The sequence below is a fragment of the Paenibacillus sp. GCM10027630 genome (assembly GCF_042676305.1).
Classification (GTDB): Bacteria; Bacillota; Bacilli; order Paenibacillales; family NBRC-103111; genus Paenibacillus_S.
In genome coordinates, this window is sequence record NZ_JBHTGY010000015.1 from 128095 (window position 1) to 149207 (window position 21113).

Annotated in this window: 15 protein-coding genes; 4 read left to right on the plus strand and 11 right to left on the minus strand. The window is 47.8% G+C overall.

Annotated features, from left to right (window positions below):
* Window positions 1–14: 14 nt before the first annotated feature.
* Window positions 15–1778 (minus strand): methyl-accepting chemotaxis protein, encoded by a 1764-nt coding sequence (locus tag ACFQ0C_RS08290; RefSeq protein WP_379365733.1) that lies wholly within the window; start codon window positions 1776–1778, stop codon window positions 15–17.
* A gap of 138 nt (window positions 1779–1916) precedes the next feature.
* Between ACFQ0C_RS08290 and ACFQ0C_RS08295 the strand changes: the two genes are divergently transcribed.
* Entirely contained in the window at window positions 1917–2828 is a 912-nt protein-coding gene (locus tag ACFQ0C_RS08295; RefSeq protein ID WP_379365736.1) for a LysR family transcriptional regulator, read from the plus strand.
* Window positions 2829–3219: 391 nt separating this feature from the next.
* Here ACFQ0C_RS08295 and ACFQ0C_RS08300 read toward each other — a convergent pair whose 3' ends face one another.
* Both ACFQ0C_RS08300 and ACFQ0C_RS08305 read right to left on the minus strand, forming a co-directional pair.
* Window positions 3220–3393 carry a hypothetical protein gene (locus ACFQ0C_RS08300; RefSeq protein WP_379365738.1) on the minus strand — a complete coding sequence of 58 codons (174 nt, stop codon included), beginning with the start codon at window positions 3391–3393 and terminating at the stop codon, window positions 3220–3222.
* A gap of 69 nt (window positions 3394–3462) precedes the next feature.
* Window positions 3463–4080, minus strand: a complete 618-nt coding sequence (locus ACFQ0C_RS08305) for a nitroreductase family protein (RefSeq protein ID WP_379365740.1) — start codon at window positions 4078–4080, stop codon at window positions 3463–3465.
* Window positions 4081–4396: 316 nt separating this feature from the next.
* Here ACFQ0C_RS08305 and ACFQ0C_RS08310 point away from each other — a divergent pair, with 316 nt between their 5' ends.
* Window positions 4397–4729 carry a hypothetical protein gene (locus ACFQ0C_RS08310; RefSeq protein WP_379365742.1) on the plus strand — a complete coding sequence of 111 codons (333 nt, stop codon included), beginning with the start codon at window positions 4397–4399 and terminating at the stop codon, window positions 4727–4729.
* A gap of 122 nt (window positions 4730–4851) precedes the next feature.
* Here ACFQ0C_RS08310 and ACFQ0C_RS08315 read toward each other — a convergent pair whose 3' ends face one another.
* From ACFQ0C_RS08315 to ACFQ0C_RS08350, 8 genes are all read right to left on the minus strand, one after another.
* Window positions 4852–6141 (minus strand): eCIS core domain-containing protein, encoded by a 1290-nt coding sequence (locus ACFQ0C_RS08315; RefSeq protein ID WP_379365744.1) that lies wholly within the window; start codon window positions 6139–6141, stop codon window positions 4852–4854.
* A gap of 129 nt (window positions 6142–6270) precedes the next feature.
* Window positions 6271–7776, minus strand: coding sequence for a PP2C family protein-serine/threonine phosphatase (locus ACFQ0C_RS08320; RefSeq protein ID WP_379365746.1), 1506 nt, complete (start codon window positions 7774–7776; stop codon window positions 6271–6273).
* Window positions 7777–7813: 37 nt separating this feature from the next.
* The gene (locus tag ACFQ0C_RS08325; RefSeq protein WP_379365748.1) at window positions 7814–8149 is read right to left on the minus strand and encodes an STAS domain-containing protein; all 336 of its coding nucleotides are present in this window, start codon (window positions 8147–8149) and stop codon (window positions 7814–7816) included.
* Window positions 8146–8598, minus strand: a complete 453-nt coding sequence (locus ACFQ0C_RS08330) for an ATP-binding protein (protein WP_379365750.1) — start codon at window positions 8596–8598, stop codon at window positions 8146–8148. Before ACFQ0C_RS08330 ends, ACFQ0C_RS08325 begins: the two co-directional genes overlap by 4 nt.
* 27 nt (window positions 8599–8625) lie before the next feature.
* Window positions 8626–11676 carry a HEAT repeat domain-containing protein gene (locus ACFQ0C_RS08335; protein WP_379365752.1) on the minus strand — a complete coding sequence of 1017 codons (3051 nt, stop codon included), beginning with the start codon at window positions 11674–11676 and terminating at the stop codon, window positions 8626–8628.
* 97 nt (window positions 11677–11773) lie between these two features.
* On the minus strand, window positions 11774–12265 hold the full coding sequence (locus ACFQ0C_RS08340; RefSeq protein ID WP_379365754.1) for a GNAT family N-acetyltransferase: 492 nt from the start codon (window positions 12263–12265) through the stop codon (window positions 11774–11776).
* A gap of 27 nt (window positions 12266–12292) precedes the next feature.
* Window positions 12293–15052 (minus strand): adenylate/guanylate cyclase domain-containing protein, encoded by a 2760-nt coding sequence (locus ACFQ0C_RS08345; protein ID WP_379365756.1) that lies wholly within the window; start codon window positions 15050–15052, stop codon window positions 12293–12295.
* A 132-nt stretch (window positions 15053–15184) separates the two neighbouring features.
* Window positions 15185–18637 carry a stalk domain-containing protein gene (locus ACFQ0C_RS08350; protein ID WP_379365758.1) on the minus strand — a complete coding sequence of 1151 codons (3453 nt, stop codon included), beginning with the start codon at window positions 18635–18637 and terminating at the stop codon, window positions 15185–15187.
* 254 nt (window positions 18638–18891) lie between these two features.
* Between ACFQ0C_RS08350 and ACFQ0C_RS08355 the strand changes: the two genes are divergently transcribed.
* A complete protein-coding gene (locus tag ACFQ0C_RS08355) occupies window positions 18892–19278 on the plus strand; it encodes a DUF4280 domain-containing protein (RefSeq protein WP_379365760.1) in 387 nt (128 codons plus the stop codon).
* 86 nt (window positions 19279–19364) lie between these two features.
* The gene (locus tag ACFQ0C_RS08360; RefSeq protein ID WP_379365762.1) at window positions 19365–21062 is read left to right on the plus strand and encodes an MORN repeat-containing protein; all 1698 of its coding nucleotides are present in this window, start codon (window positions 19365–19367) and stop codon (window positions 21060–21062) included.
* The last annotated feature ends 51 nt before the right edge of the window (window positions 21063–21113 follow it).

A 21113-nucleotide genomic window follows, 5' to 3' on the forward strand; every position in this document is an offset into this window, starting at 1 on the left:
CTCCAAACTGAATATTATTTGCTAAATTTATTTAACAGCTGATCCATTCTTTCGGCGACTTCTGATAACGATCTGGCGGATACGGATATTTCCCTTACAGATGAAACCTGTTGGTTAATCCGCATATCGTTATCAAGACTGGATTGGGTATTATCATCGACAACTCTGCTCACCTCCTCTGTTGCTCGCAATATGTTAACGCTTTCACGTTTCATATGCTCTAAACTTTCATACATGCCATTCACATTTTCCGTTACGTTCGTCGTTTTTGCCTGAATCATCTCTAAGACAACTATCACTTGTTCAGACTTTACAAGGCCCAAGTGCACCTTTTCAGCGGCCAGCTTCATGGCTTGTATCGCATGTTGAGTATGACTGCGAATATCCGTAATAACATCTGCAACGATTATCGTAGATTCCCCTGATCTTTCTGCTAACCTCTTCACTTCTTCCGCCACTACTGCAAAACCTTTGCCGTGTTCTCCAGCTCTGGCAGCCTCAATGGCAGCATTGAGCGCCAACAGCTTCGTTTGGGTGGCTATCTCGTTAATGGTATGGATGATCTTACTGATTTCCTCCGAGCGCTCCCCCAGTTGAAGAATGATCGACGATGTCTTATTAACCGCATCATTGGTTTCCTTCATTTGATTGACGACATTTTGTGCCGATATGCAGCCATCCTGTGAAGCCACAAGAGCTTCTTCCGACGAACGTGCAACGGTCTGACCCTTACCTTCTATAGCAGACATACCTTCGGACATGTATTTAATAGCTTCAAAAGTATGGGTAACCATTTCATTCTGCCGCTTGCTCCCCTCTGAAACCATTCTTGAGCCTTCCCGGATTTTGTCCGCCGTGAACTCTCCTTCTTCAACAGCGGCGAGCAGCTGCTCCGACGAAGCGGCAACCATCTCTGCGGTCTCACTTGCATTATGGATCAACTGACGAAGGTTATCTGTCATGGTATTGACGGATTGAGCCAGCAGACCAATTTCATCATTGTTCTTAACCTCGATACGTTCAACAGCCAGCCTCCCTTTGGAAACAAGGTCGGATACGTGTACAATTTGATTAATTGATCTGACCATATAACGAATCACGTACCATCCCAATAAAAAAACTGCAAGAAAGAGGATCAAGGCTATAAGGAGAACGGTAATTCGTGCTTCTCTGGTTATTTGATGCGCATTGTCCACCTCTTCTTTGGCTATTGAATCCATGAGGTAACGAATTTCTTTGAGCGTATTCCGTGCTTCCTCAAATTGAACATCGTAGGTTACGATTTCATTCAAAATCTTTTGCCGGTCCTTGATCGGCACCGTAGGCACCTTTTCCACCAAACCTGTCGTCTGATTTTGCCAATGATCGAACTGCCGAAAAAAATCGTCCAAATTATCGAAAACGTTCTTCCGGGTCTTCTCAGTAAGAATGCCTTCGTATTTCGCGCGGCTTTTCTCGAATATTTCCTTTCCCTCCAGCATGCGATTGCGAATATTGATCAGATTGCTTTTGTAATGCTGCATTTGCTTGTTGTATTCTTCTTCAGGCATTTCCGTAAGAACGATGGTTCTTTGGTTTAGCAGCTGTTGATATAAATCTTTATCTGCACGTAGAATAAGGGAGCTTATTTGATAACTTTCCACGTACAAAATTTGAATCAATTGCCCGGAGACATTCCCCATCGTCAATAAAGCCAATCCGGTTGACAAGGTTAATGCCAGGAATGCGATGACATACAAAGCAAACAACTTGGTACCCAGTTTCCAATTTGTAAACATCACTTTCTCCCTTTCAGCATCCCTCATTTTCATTTGCATTTTCATTATATCTTCGGTAATATTATTAAACAATTTGATTTAAATTGGATTATAATAAGAAAACATTATAGTTTTAATTTTACGAAAAGGATGGCGGAAATGAATCTAACCAAGCTGCAAACCTTTATTACCTTGTCGGAGTGCTTGAACTTCACCGAAGCAGCGGAGCAGCTTTATTGCTCGCAGCCCGCTGTCAGCATGCAAATCCAAAGTTTGGAGGAGGAGCTTGGGGTTCCGCTTTTTGACCGTATAGGAAAAAAACTGTACTTAACCAATCAAGGAAATCATTTCAAGCCCTACGCGGAGCAAATTATTAATCTGGTTCATTCTTCTAAAGAGCATATTAAGCAGCTCGAGAGCTTGGCTTTCGGAACCTTATCCTTCGGAGCGAGCAATTTTGTCGGGGTGTATCTGCTGCCTGCAATCCTCAGTGACTTTACCAAGAAACATCCCGGCATTAAAATCAACATGAATATTACATCCTCCAATCATTTGATCCATATGCTGGAGTCCAACAAAGTGGAGTTCCTGGTTGTGTCCGATAGAATAGCTATTGATCAAGCTCGTTTTCAAGCCACAACCTTTTACCAGGATGAGCTTGTTCTAATCGTAAGCCCCGAGCATCGGCTGGCCCAAAAGGAGGAAGAGTGCACCTTAGAGGAATTGGCTAATGAAACGTTGATTTTAAAACCTAATAAATCGGCTACGCGGACCTTTTTGGAAGCCAAATTTGCCGAAAACGGGTTTACTCCACCCAACTATATGGAGATAAGCAATCTGGAGGCTATCAAGCAAGGGGTCATTCATGGGCTCGGAGTATCTATTGTTTCCAACTTTGCAATCAAACAGGAAACCAAACACGGCTTGCTCGTTGAGATTCCAATAAAAGGGATAACCTTTCGAAGAGGAATCAGTTACATCTATCATCGGAGCAAACATCTTTCCCCGGCGGCTAAGGAATTCATTGCTCTGCTGGATCAACAAAACGTTTTACGTAAAAATTCGACATAGCCAACTGGCTCACCATTACATAGGTCACTTAATTATGGCTCAACTTTAAAATCAGAGCTTGACCCTCCTCCGTCCATCACTGGTCCTTACAAAATCCTGCGAACAACATACAGTTATTTTCTACCGAAGTAGCTGTAGAGAGAACAAACCTGCAAAAGTACATCAATTTCCATGGAAAACGCTCTGGTTCAGCTATGAATGAAGGAAATAAATGCACATTTGCATGAATTTTATAAGGCTTAGGGATATACCGGCCCAAAGGTTGTATAGATGCAGGTTTTCGGGAGAAGGCAATGGCAACATATTTTTATTACCACTTTTAACCTTGCTTTTAAGTTCTCTAGGCAAAGAAAAAGAAGCTTACTCAATTTCGAGCAAGCTTCTTAATGATTTACTTTTCTTCACCAGGAACATAATCAAACAACTTATCTTCACTTATTTGCAATTGATCCTCGATCAACTTCTCGTTAGCGGCATTAAATTGTGCTCGACTCATAACAGCTTCATTCTGTTGTTCACTATCAGTGCTGCCGATTTTTTCTTGATTTGTATCTTTCTGTACCACGCCGCACGCTCCTTTACCTATCGCATTAACAGTAATATGAGCAGCGGTTCCGATTTTTATGCTTAAAGCTTAGAAGCTCTCTTCAATAACCTGATGATTAAGTGGCAAACGATCCGTTGCGCGGCCTTCAACTAGCGCCTTCCCGATTGGAATAACCACCACAGGGATATATCGTTCTGGAATGTTCAATTCCTTGATTAGCGCCTCTGCATTATAACCGCCCATAGGTACACTATCATAACCTTTGGCTTTGGCAGCCAACATCAATTGCATAGCAGCAAATGAAGCATTACGGATGGCTTCATCGCGCCCAATCTGTGGATTATTCTCGTAAGCACCATTGATTTGACCAATCATCATATCACGAATTTCAGGTGTAGCTTTCTCATAAACGTCTGGAGCTACAAGGTTGGCTTGAAGATCTCCAAGTACTACGACAACAACTGACGCATCGGAGGTTTGCTGCTGATTATACGTTATAGGCAGCAGTTTGTCCTTATTAGCTTGCTCCTTTACTACAAGAAACCGCCAATGCTGCAAATTCCAAGAAGATGGAGCACTAAAAGCCAGCTCTAATATTTCATTCCACTCAGCATCCGGTATCTTAACATCACGTTGATATTTACGTACGGAATGCCTCGAAAGAATAACTTCTTCAGCAGTTAGTCCAAGTTTGGTTGTATTCATTGAGGTTCGCTCCTTTAATTATGCTTCATATTTGCTTATAATATCACATCGACTTACTTTAAACAATATACTAATTAATAGTTTGTTATTTCTGTTTTTTGTAATAAAAGCAAGATATGATACTATATCGTTTCCCGCGCTGCACTTTAAAAAGCATGTGAATGGATGGCATATTTCCCTCTATTTCTCCATTTATGTACATAGAGCAGCAAGAGCGTGCATAAAGATCGCATGTTTTTCACAAGTTAATAAAGTTGGCACATAAAAGGGTTTTTGAAGCGCAATTACATAACATCCATCAGGAGGTTTTAAAGTAATGTCTTCCACCTATCCATCCTATCAGCAATTCCAGCAGGACCAACAGATGATGCAATTCCAACAGGCTCAACAAGCCCAACAAGCATTGAACGCTTCAGGTTTAAGCACGTTTACACAAAATGTGCGGCAAGCCCAACAGCAGTTAATGCAAGTGCAGCAGGATCTGCAGCAAGCGCAATCTCAAATTGACATTCAACTGGATGCTCAAAAACGCCGTCTACTCGAGACACAACAACATGTAGAGCAAGTAATTCAGCAAATGAACAGCTTTGTCCAGGCTTCGCAAGTACAGCCTCAGTCACAGCCTACAACTTTTTTTCGTCAAAACTAGATTCTAATTGCATCAATTCTCCTCTGTCAGAAAGAGGTTCAGCACAGCAAAAAGAGACATCTCTGAGGCATGAGCCTCGTAAGATGTCTCTTTACTTTATCCCGTTCAACGAACTAAAAAAACTATTTGCCTCGCTGCTGCACCACATGAGTTAATTCATGGGCCAACAGCTCTTGTCCTTGAGGACTGGATGGATCGTATTTCCCGTTGGAGAAAAATACATCATTCCCCTGTGTGAAAGCTTGTGCCCCAATTTCCTCATTAAGTTTACCCGATTCCGCATCATTATGAATGGAAACATCACTAAAATCAGCCCCCATTGCTTGCTCCATACCGGATCTCGTCTTCGAATCCATTTGCGAACCTGCTCCGCTTTTGGCTTGTATGCGCTGCTCAACCGAAGGTGTCACATCGAACCCGCCTCCAGCCTCTGGCTTCATTTGCAGCTCTTCCGATTCTTCCTCCGGAAGCTCCATTCGCTGAATCGAATCTGTCGCCGGCTTCATTTGCAGCTCTTCCGACTCTTCCTCCGGAAGCTCCATTCGCTGAATCGTCTCTGCCGCCGGCTTCATTTGCAGCTCTTCCGACTCTTCCTCCGGAAGCTCCATTCGCTGAATCGTCTCTGCCGCCGGCTTCATTTGCAGCTCTTCCGATTCTTCCTCCGGAAGCTCCATTCGCTGAATTGACTCTGCCGCCGGCTTCATTTGCAGCTCTTCCGACTCTTCCTCAGGAAGCTCCATTCGCTGAATCGTCTCTGCCGCCGGCTTCATTTGCAGCTCTTCCGACTCTTCCTCCGGAAGCTCCATTCGCTGAATCGTCTCTGCCGCCGGCTTCATTTGCAGCTCTTCCGATTCTTCCTCCGGAAGCTCCATTCGCTGAATCGTCTCTGCCGCTGGCTTCATTTGCAGCTCTTCCGACTCTTCCTCCGGAAGCTCCATTCGCTGAATCGACTCGACCGCCGGTTTCATTTGCAGCTCTTCCGACTCTTCCTCCGGAAGCTCCATTCGCTGAATCGACTCGGCCGGTTTCATTTGCAGCTCTTCGGATTCTTCCTCCGACTGCTCCATTCGCTGAACCGAATCCGTTGCCGGCTTCGTTTGCAGCTGCTGCACGACCTGGCTAGCTACCTTATCCGCTTCCTGCTCGTACTTATCGCCTACAGGTCCAACGGCCATCTTCGTTTGAATCGGAAATCGGCTGCCAACACTATGGTCCTGCGAACCGGAGATCATTCTCTGTACACCACGGTTACCGATGGTTCCTTGCAAATTCATCATACTAGCGGCGGTTAGTTGCTGCCCATTATGTGGTGAATGAATCGCGTTGGAAGCAGACTTTGCTGCGTTCGCTCTTCTCTGTACATTAGCCATAGCGGATGATTTGCCATTTTGTCGTGATTGATGGATGGGCATGCTGTACCTCCTGGATAAACTTATATCAAACAATACTTCGCATCTCGTAATCTAGTATTACTAATATATCATATTGTTGATAGGCAGAATATCCCAAACGGAGAAAATCATTCTCTGCTCCATATCTTCCTATCCAATCCGATTATGTTCTATTAAAAGCATCGCGATATCATCGGATTGCAATGCTCCATTCGTAAACTGGTCGACATCGTTCAAAATCCGCTCCATTAGTTCTTGTACAGAAAGACCAGATTCGCCTTCCGCTGCAAGCTTACCGCCTAATACATCGTATAATCTCGCTGTACCGTACTGCCGAAGCTGTGAATCCTCAGCTTCGGTGATTCCGTCCGTATACAGGACAATGGTCTCACCCGCTTCGAGCATAACCGTATTGTCGGCATATATCCGATCATCCATTACGCCAAGCGGTACGCCCTTGATTCCTCTAAGCGGTTCGACAGCTCCGTTGCTTCGGATTATATAAGGCGTACAGTGTCCGCCGTCACTATACTCAAGCTTCCCGGTTTGCATGTCCAATACCCCGCAAAAAATCGTCGCGAACATCGCTGACTCATCCTTGTACAGTTCATTATTGACCTCGGTCAGCAGCTGCCCCGGCGTCATGTCCGGCGTCATCTTTCCTTTGATGAGCGTCATCGTTACAGCCATAAAGAGCGCCGCAGGAATCCCTTTGTCCGATACGTCCCCTAATGTGAAGAAAAGCTTCGAGTTGTCCAGTGTAAAGTAATCATAGAAATCACCGCCCACCTCGCGAGCGGGACGGATAACGGAACGGACCTTAGCCGGAATTTCTTGCTGCTCCTCTGACAATAAGGACACTTCACCAGCCGCTACCGCTTCTACGTCAAGCTCTTCCGCCTGAAGCTCCCCTAATCCGCCCATCTGAATAGGAACGGATCTCCTTGATGACACCCCGCGAGGCAAGAAACCCATCTGGATATCGCGTGCAATTCTCAGCTCGCTCTCCATTCGTTCCTTGGCCGCGACCGTATCGCTTAGAGCCCTGAGCGATTTCTCCAAAGCATCGTACAGCATGGCATTTTCCAAGGAAACCGCCGTTGGCGAAGCAATAGACTGCAGCAGTCTCAGATCCTTGTCGCTGAAATGCTTGCCATTCCGTTTGTTCAACACCTGCAGCACGCCAATGATGGCTCCCTTGCTTGTTACGGGCACGCACATCAAGCTTCGCGTGGGATAGTCCACACGATTGGCTACCTTCGAAGACCAGCGCGAGTCGCGAGATGCATCATCTATCTTCACCGATTCTCCTGTTTGTGCCACCCATCCGGCAATCCCTTCCCCCATGGTCAGACGAATTTCGCGGATTTCATCGCCTTTTTCCCCAAGTGCAACCTCGAAAAATAACTCTCCCGTTTCAGGGTCGACCAATATAACAGAGGATGCCTCAGCATCGGTTACCAGGGAAGCTGTATCCATAATCTTTTTCAGCAGGTCCTGCTTAAGAATTGTCGAGTTGATCTCTAGGCTGACTTCAAATAACTGATGCGTCCTCCGCAGCTCCGTCGTTGCCTCACGCCGCTTCCATTCCACAGCCGCCACAACGAGCAGCAAGAGCACGACTGCCAACAACCACCCTAATGGAATATCGCCCATCTTCCTTCACCTGCCTCCCGGCTCCCACTATTCCGTATTATCCAATTGCGCTCAGCGCTTCAGCCTCTGTCCCATAAATCGTAAAAATAGTGCTGAACCCCGATATATCAAATACTTCTTTTACATTATCGGTCATTTGTGCCAGAGCCAAGCTGCCCTTCAATGCTTTTAATTTTTTGGCTGCAACAAGCAGAATACGCAGCCCCGCACTACTCACATAGTCCAGCTGAGCCAGCCCAAAAACAAATCGGGTATTCCCCTGTTCAATCATCTTAAGAAAACAGGCTTCGAGGATTCCCGATGTATTGGCATCCAGCCTCCCTTGAATATCCAGCACCACAACACCGTTAACTATTCGTTCCATTACATTCATGCTGTCCCCTCCGTCTCTAAGGGCCGCTGCCCTATTTTTCTCAAACGAATCGTATTTCTTTCCCCAATCCGCTCATATACAACCTCATCCATCACTTCTCTTACAAAATGAATCCCCAGACCGCCAATCGCCCGTTCATCTATACCCAATGTTATATCAGCTGCTGCCAGGGACAATGGATCAAAAGCAATACCGTCATCTGTGATCAACAGCTCAATATCATCCCCATCTACAGTCAAGTGAACTTCAATTATATGCTCCTCAGGCTCTTCAACAGCCCCATACCCATATAAAATTGTATTCGTAATTAGCTCATCGCAGACAAGATTCAAATGAAATAACATTTTCGGATCGATAGACAAGGGCCCTGACCATTCGATAAACCAATCTCGCAGCCGAATAAGCTCCGCCAGATCATTTCTCAGCTCCATACTGACTTGCTTGTTCATGCGATCCCTCCCCGCTTCACATTACCGTTATCCCATCTTGGTCAGCATCGATTCGAGCAGACGCACCCGGGCACTCGAAGCATGCAATAGGCCGATGCCAATCTCCGGATACAAACGAACCAATCTCTCTAAATTATCCCCGCGTAATGAAAGCACCCGAACTTCATCGAATATCACTTGCGCAGTAATAGAAGATTTGGCCTGATCCAACGCCGTTGTATCGCCAATTGCCTGCTTGGGGCCCAGAACGCCGAGCGTGCTCTCCAAGCCGTTAGAGGAAACACTGCTCAGCTCCACGTTGCCTTCGATAATCAAATGCATACTCGAGTTGGTCTCCCCTTGCCGCAGCAAAAAGGTCTGATCGGGGTACACTTCCTCCTGAGTAATGCCTGCAATAAGTCCAAGCTCGTCGACCGATACGTCAGAGAATAAGGATACCTGCTTAAGAAAAATAACTTTATCCAGCATCGACAACAGCTTCTGATCATTCGCCATCTCGTCTTGCACCTCTCTGTCTAAAGCATGTGCCGCAATACTTCGCAGCCAATCATCCGACCAATGACAAGCCTGCTCCAGTACGACCCTTGGATCCTCTAGCGCATCTGCCTCGGCCTCGTTGCCGTTCCTCAGCATATCTAGAAGCGCGTAAGCAAGCTTTCGGTCACCGAGTCCTTCAGCCAGCACTTCCAAACCGTTCTCGCGAATCTCTTCATTCTCATCCTGTACCGTTTCCCGCACAGTGGCTACTACACGCTCATCCGCGAGCTTCGACAGAACCGACCATGCCGCATCGCATAGCGCGATCCGAATTTCCTTATAGCGCTGACCTGCCAAATCGGCCAGACCTTCTATACCTAACGCGCCAATGGCAGAGGATAGCTCCTTCTCCCTGCTTGAGTCCTGCATCCGCTTCACGCACGACTCCACTAGAATCTGCCGGATCTGCGATTCTGGAAGCAACTCCGAGAGAGCAGCCACGCAAGCATCCCATATGAGCGGATGAGGGTTTTGAAGGCCCTCCATCAGAGCTGCGATTCCAATACTACCCATATCGATCAAGCCTTGAACGATTGTTTTGCGCAGCTCCTGATCCGCTCTAGGATACATTAATAATAAGGATCCAATGGATGCATCATGCTTCAGCTTACCTAAGCAATGAACCGCCGCCACCTTGACTGCAGGTCGATGGTCATCCAGAAGCGACAGGACCCAATCCGTGTACGAATAGAGCTTCAAATCAGCTATAACGCCACAGCCATAAACCGCCCACTCACCGCCGGTATCCAGCAGCTTAATAATCGCCTCATCACAGGCCGGATAGCTTTCCTCGCTCTGCAGCGCATAGATTGCTCTAATCCCTTCTGCTACCACCTGAGGATGAGAATCCAGAAGCTTCATGCGGATAAAATAATGCGATTGGCTTTTTAGATGCTCAGCCTTCGCAATTAGCTTGACGCATTCCACACGTACGCCAGGCTCCTCGTCTTCGAGGAACGAAGCCACCTGAACGAGCTCCTGAAGTGTAGCTCCCTGCAGGTTCATCGCACGCAAAGCTGCAATGCGGATACGCGGATTCTTATCGCGGATTAACTCGACAAGCCGAGGGAGGAACGAGGAATCCTTCGCCTTGCTGATCATCTCCAACGCCAATTCACGGACGTGATCGTTAGGGTCGTCGAGATGTTCAAGCACCCCCTGAAGCACTTTGGTATTGCGCATCCCCCCGAGAAAGGAGGCCGCCATATCGGACAAATCGGTGTGGAACGACTGAACACTTCTGACCAACTCTTTAATGTACAAATTACGTCCGAACCAAGCTACGACTACCAACAATGCAGCAAGGGCGACCCCGATAATCGCTTGCAGCTGAATCTCCAGCACACCCTCCGAATGGAGCAAGGACAGCAGCGCCCCAAGCAAAATACCTCCGGAAGCGGCTATACCCTGAGCTACATAACGAACTCCATCTCGTTGCGAAATCGGCAGCATTTTGAAAAACAATTGATAGCAAGGCTCCGCCGTATAATACAGCAGAATATAAAAAATCGCGTAAGCTCCTGACACAGCAGCAAGCCCGAGGGGAGTGTCAAGGAATAAAGCGGAAATTCCGAATCCGCCAATAAACACTATTGCGATCCCCAGCAGCATATTGCTTGCACCCAACCAGTTCATCAATCTTCCAACGAAGGTTTGCAGCAGGAGGGCGACCGTGAATTGAATCGTAATAATCATACCGTAATAAGCTGTTAAGTCACGTTCATTGGGATAAGCTTGCTGCGTTGTGGTGAAATACTGGTACTCCATCAAAAAGTATAAGGCAGGCATCAAGGTCATGAGTGCCACAGCACAGATCAGAAACGGATTGCGCACCATCTGCCTAATATAAGTTCCTGACGTTGCACCAGGGTCCAATGCCGCAGCCGTCTCCAATGCACCCGATCTGACTTCGTTTTTAATCGTAAGCGGGGCCAAATATTGTGCGATCGCTTTGCGGAAATTCCATAATCCCAGCAGCAAAAAGCAAGGAGAAAGTAAGTATACCGCTTCCGTTCCCCAATAGTGTGTGACCTGCTGAGCAATAAAACCGGCTGTAATACCGCCCACCATCGCAGCGCCAACAAAGATAGGCATCACACGTTTGGCTTGCTGTGTCGGGCACAAGTCAAACGCTGTGCTCCATAACAGCAAGGTCAGCTGGCGCACAACGAAGTTGGAACAAATAAATAAAATCGGATAATAATACCTATAGTCAATTTCCCCCAGCTTGAATCCCAAGAGAATGAACCCATTGATCAGCAGCAAGCCTGTCATCATAACATACAACGTTCGCATCAGCTTGGCTTTTGGCAGCTTTTCCGCCAGCTTTGCCAATAACCAGCCCTCCAAAGGCATAATTATCGCTTCCGCAATATAGACGAATGGTAAAAACTGCACTCCGAACCGTTGATTAAACAGAGCCATAAACGCTGTATAATTGAGCAGCTCAGCAATACCGCCGCAATAAAACACCGGAAGCATAACCCACAGCTTACGCAAGTCCTCCGCACGCAGCCCAAGCAATCGAATTATCGTACTCATAACAACCATCAAGTCCTGTCTATGTAAAATATCCCGCCGAGGATAAACGGCTCCGCTGTCCTGCAAGAACGAGCGCATTTGTCTGGGTTGACGCCAACTAAAGCTTTTTCAAAAAGGCCATCCGGCCCTCGCCCTCATAATAATAATCAGGGTAACTGCCTATGTGCTTAAAACCCCGCTCATGAAAAATTCGCCGAATCGTGCTGTACTCCTCCAAGTCACAGGTATAGGTTAGTATATAACGCCCTTTCTGCGACTTCACAAATTCCAAAAGTGTTTCATAGAGCCTATTTGCAATCCCGCGCTTTCTGTAATCTTTACGTACCACAATGTAATCCCACAAATACCCACCTGTTTTATGCTCATTTTCGGTGACGCTTATGGCACCAACGATTTCACCTTCCTCGTTTTCCACATACCAATGCTGATGTGTTTGCAGTCCCAAGCTTTCCAGAGGCTTATTGCGAAAGTGTTCCATCTCTCCGGGTGTATGACGCTGATCGTCAAACGATTGCTCCGAAAGGAAAAACTGACTGACCCGTTGTGCCTCTCTTTCCGTTTTCATAGCTATAATGTTAATTTCATTCATGGCTTACTCCCCCGTCTTACCTCGAGCTTAGGACACGGACAATGTGCCGTTCCATTCTTCTGTGGTACCGTTCTGGAAATATTCATCACATAAATAGAAATATAGCTTTGCGGCTTTGTCTTGACGGTTGATCTTGATGACCTGCACGAAAGCTTCTCTTGCGTCATAAAAGCGGCCTACCTGATACAGCACTACCGCTTGCTCAAACAACGCTTTTGTTTTTTCCTTCAAAGCTCTGGCTGTATCCGATTCTCCATGGTACACATCGAATACTTGCAGCGGCTCCTCCTTGCCTTCCACCCTAATCAATCCAAGGCTGCGATACTGAAATATACTGCGGTCACTGAGCGATTGAATAATAAAATCAGAAACTAGAATGGAAGCTCCCAATGGCTCAGTCAGTCTCTCCAGCTCATTGGCCAGATTGACATCATCCGAGATAACATTCCCCTCCAGCCGCTGCTCCTCCCCGATAATTCCAAGCCGAAGAGGGCCCTTATGCAGCCCGATACCAATATCGATAGGCCGGTACCCGGAATGAGCACGATGTACATTGTACAGATCCAATTCCTTTCTCATTCCGATGCAAGAAAGCAGCGCTTGCTCCACAGCGTTAGGAAAGAGCGCCATAAAGCCCGCTCCCGCATATTTATTGATCAGCCCATCATGATTGCGGACATAAGGACCAAAACGATTCAAAAACGAGTTAATAAAATTGAAATTTTCCTCAGGTGTCAACTTCTTCGATAGTAAATAGAAGGACCGTATATTAACAATTAATATACTCATCTCCTGCTCAACTTGATCGCCAAGCCGAACTTCCAGAATGCTGTCCTTATCCAAATATTTCAGAAACTGCTGCGGCACAAAACGGTAATAGGCTTCGCTTACCCGTGTCACCTTGGCAATGTAACCGCGAATATGCTCTGCCATCATATTGAAGCTGTCTCCCAGATCAGAAACCTCGTCGCGGGTTCGAATATCAACAACCGTATCCCAATTGCCTTGGGAAATAGCGATTGCGCTGCTGCGCAGCTTGCGTATCGATGAAAGCATCAGATAGGTCATCAGCATAAAAATACATAGCAATATTAACGTAATCACAGCGATATTCTGAATGATGTTACGAAGCAGCTCACGTCTGTGCTGAAGAATACCTTCCATGTTTTTACTTGTTTCGAAGAGACCGACAATTTTGCCTGAGCTATTATAAATGGGCCCCAATGCATAAATCCAGAAGCCGGTTTCATCCTGCCATTGGTCCGTAGCAATCTTACCTTGCTTAACTACCTCCTGGTTCTTCTCCGTCTGCGGGAACGGGTTGAACATGTTGACGTCGTCCGCATCCTCTATGATCCGATAAATAACGCCATTCTCATATTTATAGAGTGCTTTGTAAAAGCCTCTGTTTCCACTTTCATCGCTTCCTTCGAAAACAGAGTCCATTTTTTGACGAAACGATTTGTAATCGCTGCTCATATACTCCAGTGGAGAGCTCATCTTCTCCAGCTTGTCGCCATCGATCAAATTCCGGCCATTACGCGCCAGCAAAGAAAGCTCATGAATCGTTTCATCCTCAAGCTTTTGGGAAAAGTTCGTATAAATAAAATAGGAGAGCAGAACCATTGAAGCAACGATGACCGGTACAAAAACAATGATCTGCTTGAGCATGAGCGAGATTCTTCGGTTCATTATGTTGAAATAGAGCAATTTGACCGCAAAAGCAAACAGCAGCAGCCCAACTACCGCTAAAGCCCAAACGAACCACTTATGCCCCATGGCCTCCGTAGAATACGTTCCTCCGGTTATCTTTCCAATAATCGTTCCATCCGGGCTTTGGTGCAATATCATTCCCTCATGTACCTCAAGCAAGCTATCGTCCGCACCAAGAGCAATCGTCGGCATAACGTCTGAGGAAATTTCCATACCTTGCTGCTTGGCTGTTTCTTTGGTTAGCAGCGCCTCCACGATATACGGATTGGCAGGATCTATCCGACTGATTGTTTCTCCGTAGTAATCTATATAAACCAAACGGCCTTTTCGATCCAAATTAAGCTTCTCCGGAAAATTTCTATACGAGCGGTCTATGCCAGGTAAAGGATAAATAAGCTCGTAGCGTCCGCCTTCCTGCATGCGATAAATTTCCCCGCTTCGGGCGGAAACATAGATCTGACCCACGGTTGTTCCTGCAACTCCAGCCAAATACTTCCCTTCGGGGAGCTTGGCGGTAAAGACAGCTCTAGGTTCTGTACTGCCGGCAGCGGCTTGATAAAGTTTAGTTTCATTAAAATCATCCACAAAAAATGACAATACATCGCCTTGAACCTTCAGTGATTTCAGGCTGCCTATACGATACCTTTTGCGCTCGGACTCACTGTAGTCTTTGCGAAAGAAAGCCTGATCTTGTTGCCCTTCCGGTGTAAAGCGGATAATCTGCTCCGATCTGACAGTTAGGCCATAAGAATCAAGCGTCGTTTTGACCGTATACAGGTTGCCCTGTTTATCTGCCGCAAGCTCGTTAAAATGGTAGATTTCACCGCCGGTATCGTTCGTGCTCACGGTATAAATAACATTTCCAGAGGAATTCAGCTTAACTATCGATTTCTTGGAGTTGTCGATCACATAGAGATTGTTCTCCTCGTCGAGAAGCGCATTGGATACACTCCCGAACGGCAAATCCTTACGAAAAGGAGAGCTGGTTAGCGTACCCTTGTTTAAATACACATAATATCCTGCCCCGGCAGCCAGTATTAGCACGAGCAGTAAAACCGCTATATACTTCTTCATCGTTCTCTCATCGCCTCATTTTCGCAAGCTCGTAAAGTCCGTTTACAAACAGTCCGCTTCGCGGGTTGATTTCCCCACTGAGTCCAGGCTCCCGATGTTAGTCTGCTTACGCAAACTACTAGCTGTTAAATCTTATTGGGAAGAAACCAGGATCGTCCTCGTCCCCTCGTCCCAATGCACCCCAAGTCCTATCGTCTCAGCAATAAAACGAAGTGGAACAAACGTCCTTCCCGCAATTAAAACGGGTGCCGTGTCCAAGGATACGGCTTCACCATCCACATAACCAGTAGTACTGTCTATTGTACATACAATCATTGCACCTTCATGACTGATAGTGACAGTACGAGCAGCCTCATCATAGATTACAACGGCTCCAAATGCCTCAGAAACCGGCCTTATCGGCAAAAAGGTCTTTCCATTTATTATAGCAGGAGGGACCTCAAAGAGAATCGACAAATCCGGAGAAATTACATTTTCAACCGGAAAAATTTGCATTGAATCGCCGTAGGCTTGCTTCATCTCCGCAGCGGCTTCACTCAACAGCACCAACTGCTCTTTCGAGTATTTCTCAAGCTCAACGCTCTTAATCTGTTCCAAAATTTGCTTGCTTTCTTGAGCCAGCACGCCTTGAACCGCTTCAGGAAGCAATGCATTAACCTGCTGCTCCCCGTCCAGCAATTGAGAAGGCAGCTGCATAATCGCGTCCAATTGCATGAACAGCGCTTCCTTCTGCGCAGACAGCACCGCATTATCGAGTGATGCTATTGAATTCAGAAGCTGCTCAGCCCGCTGCATGTCCTTCTGCTTCTGCGCTTCCGCCACAGCTGCTTGCAGCTTGGCCTTCGCCTCCTGCAGCGCAGCTACGCTCTCGTCACGGCCGCTCTCCAGCAGCGCGAGCTGCACGGCCGCTTCGGCCAGCTGCGCGGCCAGCGAAGACGCAGCTGCGGCATCGCCCGCAGCGAGCGCTTGCTGCAGCAGTTGCTTGCGCTGCTCGACTACAGCGGCGCTCGCGCCACTGCCCGCTCCGCCTGCGGCGCCTCCACTTGCGCCACTGCCCACTCCGCCTGCGCTGCCTCCGCTTGCGCCACTGCCCGCTCCACCTGCGGCTCCTCCGCTCGCGCCATTGCCTGCTCCGCCTGCGCTGCCTCCGCTTGCGCCACTGCCCGCTCCACCTGCGGTGCCTCCGCTCGCGCCACTGCCTGCTCCGCCTGCGACGCCTCCGCTTGCGCCACTGCCCGCTCCGCCTGCGGTGCCTCCGCTCGCGCCACTGCCTGCTCCCGCTTCCGCCTCCAGCTGCTTCAGCAGCGCTTCCGGGTTATGCACCAGCGCAATCTGCTGAAGCGCTGCCTGTTGGTCACCGGCTTGCAACGCCTGCATCAGTACCAGCTGCGCTTCTGCATCCTTCAGCTCAATAGATAAGCGAGCAATGTCCGCACCTTTATTCGCCGCCACCGCCTCTTCCTTGGCCAGCTTTAACCGCTCTGTATCTTTTTTAAGAGCCTCAACTTCTTGAGCTATCTGCGAAGCAGTGAGCAGCGGCGCTATTAGGCCAGACTCACTAAGCTCAACAGTCAGCTTAAGTGCTGCTATCTTCTCAGGAGCAACCACTGCCGATCCATTGGGATCCTCCATAGCTTTCAAGTCCATAGCATTTTCGTTGGAAACCCAAGTTCCTCCCGACAATTCCGATTTATAGAACACACCCTGTCCCGATGCTGCCATTGTAGCTTTGGCTGTATTATACAATTCAGGTGTCAGGGCTTCCACAGGAATACGATAAGTGCCAATAATCAAGGTTCCTTCCGGCGCTTCGCCCTTCTCAACCTCTACATTTGGCTTGGCTGAAGCTTGAGCAGCTTCCTTCACAGCAGGAAGTGCCGCTAATTCCCCCGGCTTATCAAAGGCTATCGTACCCGATGTCCCATTACCTGTAAGGGCACCTTCGGCGACAACCTCTTTTTTCTTAAACAGCACCACCTTCAAGCTTTCCGGCTGGCTGAACATGACGCTTAAATGCCTCACCGGTTTCTTGATCGGCTTCTTTTTGCCAATTGGCTTCCCTTCAGCAGTAAAGATCGCAAAGTCAGTTGCCTCCAGCCCTTTATCCGCTTGTATGGTGAAATCACTCATCAGCTCGCCAACTGACGGCTTCAATTCCCATTTGCCCGCAGGGCCTTTCTTTTCCGGTTGAGGCGGCTTGATTTTGGCCAAACCATCATCAATCTCACGATATGGCAAAATACCTTCTTTATACGTCAGCTCCACCTCACCGCCCGAATCGAAATTCAGCTTGCCCAAGGCCAGCTTATAGCTGATCCAGCTTGAGGTAACGGCTTGCTCCGCTTGCTCTTTCGCTTCTATAAGCTTCTGCAGCTCATCTGTCTTCAGAAGTCCGAGCTTCAGTTTCTTAATAGCTTCCTCAACCCCGTCTGCTGCTTTATCTCTAACGCGCAATGATTGGGCATAGGCTTCCTCCGCGCCCTTCGCGTCCAAATACGACTGCCTGATCGCTAAAATCACGTTTTTCCGGCTTTCTTTTTCCTTCAAAACAGCTTTGTTCTGATCCATCATCGAGATCGGCAGCGACTGCCGAATATCATCGAAATACCTTAATCCGTCATATTCCCCCTGAAGCAAAATTTTAGGAAGCGGAATAATGCCAAGCCATACCCACCCTTGCCAATCCGTACCTATTTTCTCCAATGTCACATCATAGTTGGCCATAAACAGGTCATAATCCATATCCTTCATTTGGTACATGCTCTCAATGACTTTCATCCGAGCTTCACCAAACTTTGCACTATACAGCATTCGGTTTGTATTGAACTTCTCCTCAGCCAGCTTGCGTTCCTCTCGGTCCTGAAGCAGCCCCAGATTCGTCTTTTCAGCACCCGAAGTATATTTCTCCAGCATTGCTTGGTTCAAATTGGCATAGTCCTGGATGTAGGAAAGCGTCACACCCGACTCCAGATCCAGTCCTACCTTCTCTCCAAGCGCAAGTCGGGTCGATTTATAGGACAGCTGTGCTTGCTTCAGCTCCGATGCTGCTTGCTCCAAAGCTTTGTCCGCCTGCTCCCGAGCCGCTTGATCCGCTAATCCCAGCTTTTGCATTGTTTTAACGCCATCCAACGCTTTTTTGGCTGCGTCCAGCTTCTTCTGCGACACCGCTTCAGCAAGCATGCCTTGCACTGCATTCCAATACAGCTTCTCCATGTCATTCTGAACCGATCGCGTCTTATTCTTGAGCGTCTCCTCAGCAATAAGCAGCTGTTTGCGCGCCTCAGGAATTTTCAGACGAATCTGCAAATCCTTGCTTAAGTTTCTTGGCTTGGCAAACAGACTTGAATCCTTGGCTTCCTCACTCTTTATTGCGTACTGCGCTTGGGTGAGCTCCACTTTCTTCTTGGTAACTTCCGACTTCGCTTCTCGAATGTCTTGACTGTTCTTAATACCCAACTGTACGGCATCCTTAAGCGGCAGCTCCCTTACCTTATCACCAGGAGCAGCCGACACCAAACCAACCAACATATGATTCAGTAATAGGAGCAGCACCAGACAGCGTCCGACACCTTTTGCGACATCCAAAGCAAATCCCTCCGAGTCCCATTTTCATAGTTTAATAGTACAATACTTGTAGGCATATCGCATCCTCTTTTTGGAAAATTAACACGAATACGGACGAATTAGGTCTTTAAAAGGATTTTATTGCCGCATTGGGTATTTTTTAGTACTATTAAATTAATTGTTTCTACTATATGTCCGCTTTTACATACGACTCGCTCTGAAGCTGGAAGGCTGATTATAACTCATATATTTAGGACTAAAGGGAGGTGCTTTCGATGGGAATGGTTGTTTGTGGAGGCGCTATGATTCAATGTAGCTTCGGCGCTGCACCTGGTACCTTGAACGTGCTTCCTATGAACCTCGTCATGACCTCTATGCCGATAGCTAATATTATGGATAATAAGCCAATAATGAACATTACACCGTTTGGCATGTGCAACTCTCCTTCCAACCCAACCGTTGCCGCAGCAACAGCAGCTGCCTTCGGTGTGCTCACTCCCATGCCCTGCGTACCTGTCACAGCTGCCCCATGGGCGCCCGGTTCGCCTACTGTCCTTATTGCCAATATGCCCGCGCTCAACAATAGCTCCAAGTGTATGTGCAACTGGGGCGGCGTCATCCAGATCGCAAATCCGGGTCAAGCCACAATCCAAGTGCCATAAGCTAAATTTGCTGCGGCTTTCTGTTTTTCAGGTGTCCCATGTCCTGCGGCATGCGGGCGATTTTGTAAGCGGGAGTGAGAACGTCGATGAATGGATTCGTAAAAAATGTCGAAGCTGTTTTTAGGCCGGTTTTGTCGCCTATAATAACCAAGCTGCTTAAACCGCTGCAAGACGCGAAAAAGCTGCCCGGGATCATCATCAAAAAATTCCAGGACATATTGAAGCGCATGCTTGTGGCCAAAGAAACCTCTCTTCGCAATTATGTGCTTATTGGCCAGTACTATGTTTCCAAGAGACTGCTGCTGTTTATTGCGCTTGTCATTTTGGTGCTCGCTTATTTCATATTTATCAAGCCCCCTGCTATGGTTAACAAATTCTTCAATCGGGTACCTGTCCTTCAGGAGAATACTTCCAAAAGCTTAACTTACTCAGGAACCGCTAAAGTAGTCGATGAGCAAAGCGCCTCCAAGTATGAGGGTGATTTGGTCGAAGGTTTGTTTACAGGAAAAGGCAAGCTGTATGGCAAGCAAGGTATCGTACTGTATGACGGCGAGTTGGATAAGGGTCAAAAAAATGGAGCAGGCACCTTGAACGATGAACAAGGCAGACTGCTGTATAAAGGCCAGTTTCTCGGGGATGCCTATAACGGTCAAGGAACTCTCTATGCAGCAGATAAAAAGGTCAGCTACATCGGCGAGTTTCAAAATGGCCAATTCGGCGGGGCTGGCAAGCTGTACTACCCTAATGGGGCGCTTCAATACGACGGGGCTTTCAACGCAGGCCGCTACAGCGGCGCAGGAAAGCTGTTCGATGCAACAGGAACACTGCTGTACGAAGGAGAATTTGCCGCAAACGAGTATAATGGGGCCGGCAAGCTGTACACCAGCAAAGGCATACTACTCTATGACGGCCAGTTTAAAAATGGCAGATTCTCCGGGGAAGGCTCGGAATTTTACGACACAGGCTTATTGAAATATAAAGGGCTTTTTGCAGCGGGCATGTACAACGGAGAAGGCACCGCCTTCAGCGACAAAGGAACGGCCGTATACAAAGGCTCTTTCTTGAACGGTGTGTACCAAGGTGCAGGAGAAGCGATGGACGGTACAGGGAAGCTCGTCTACAAAGGCGAATTCAAAAACGGCGTTTACGAGGGCATAGGCACTTTATTCGATGCCGACGGCGCCCCGCTGTTGAAGTCGTTCTTCGCAGGCGGCGCAGTTAGCCTGCAAAGCTTCATCGGGCTGTCCAGCAAAAAGCTCGAAGACCTGCTGGGCAAGCCTGGCGAGGTCACCATGCTGGGCCTGCCAGATCCATTGGCGCAGCTTGCCGTACCGGATGCTGCCGCAGGTACAGCACCCGCAGGCGTCGCTGCCAGCGGACTGCCTACGGCAGCAGGGGCTGCGGGGTCCGCCGGGACACTTCCTGCAGCGGCAGCTGCTGCGGCTTCGGCTGCCACAGACATCGCCAAGCTGCAGCTCAGCTACCCCAACTACCAGATGTCGTTTAATGTAGAAACGACTCCGATGAATCCGAAGGAAGCCACGGTAACGCTGGTGACTTTGTGGGGCAGCAAGCCGCTAGCTCTGATACAGCCGGTCATTGAAACCTTCGCAGACCCAACCAAGCCGAACGCGCAAGGATATCGTATTCTTGAGCTGAAGCAGCCGGCTATTACTGGGGGCTACACCAACAGCTACTATAAGGATGATTTCCTGCTCATCTTCACCCACCGCACTGTCGGTGATGCCGTGACGCAGCTGGAAATCATAGCGACGAAGCCTTAACGAATTAAAAGCCCTTGCTGTCCGGAGAATCCGGATTTAAGCGAGGGCTTT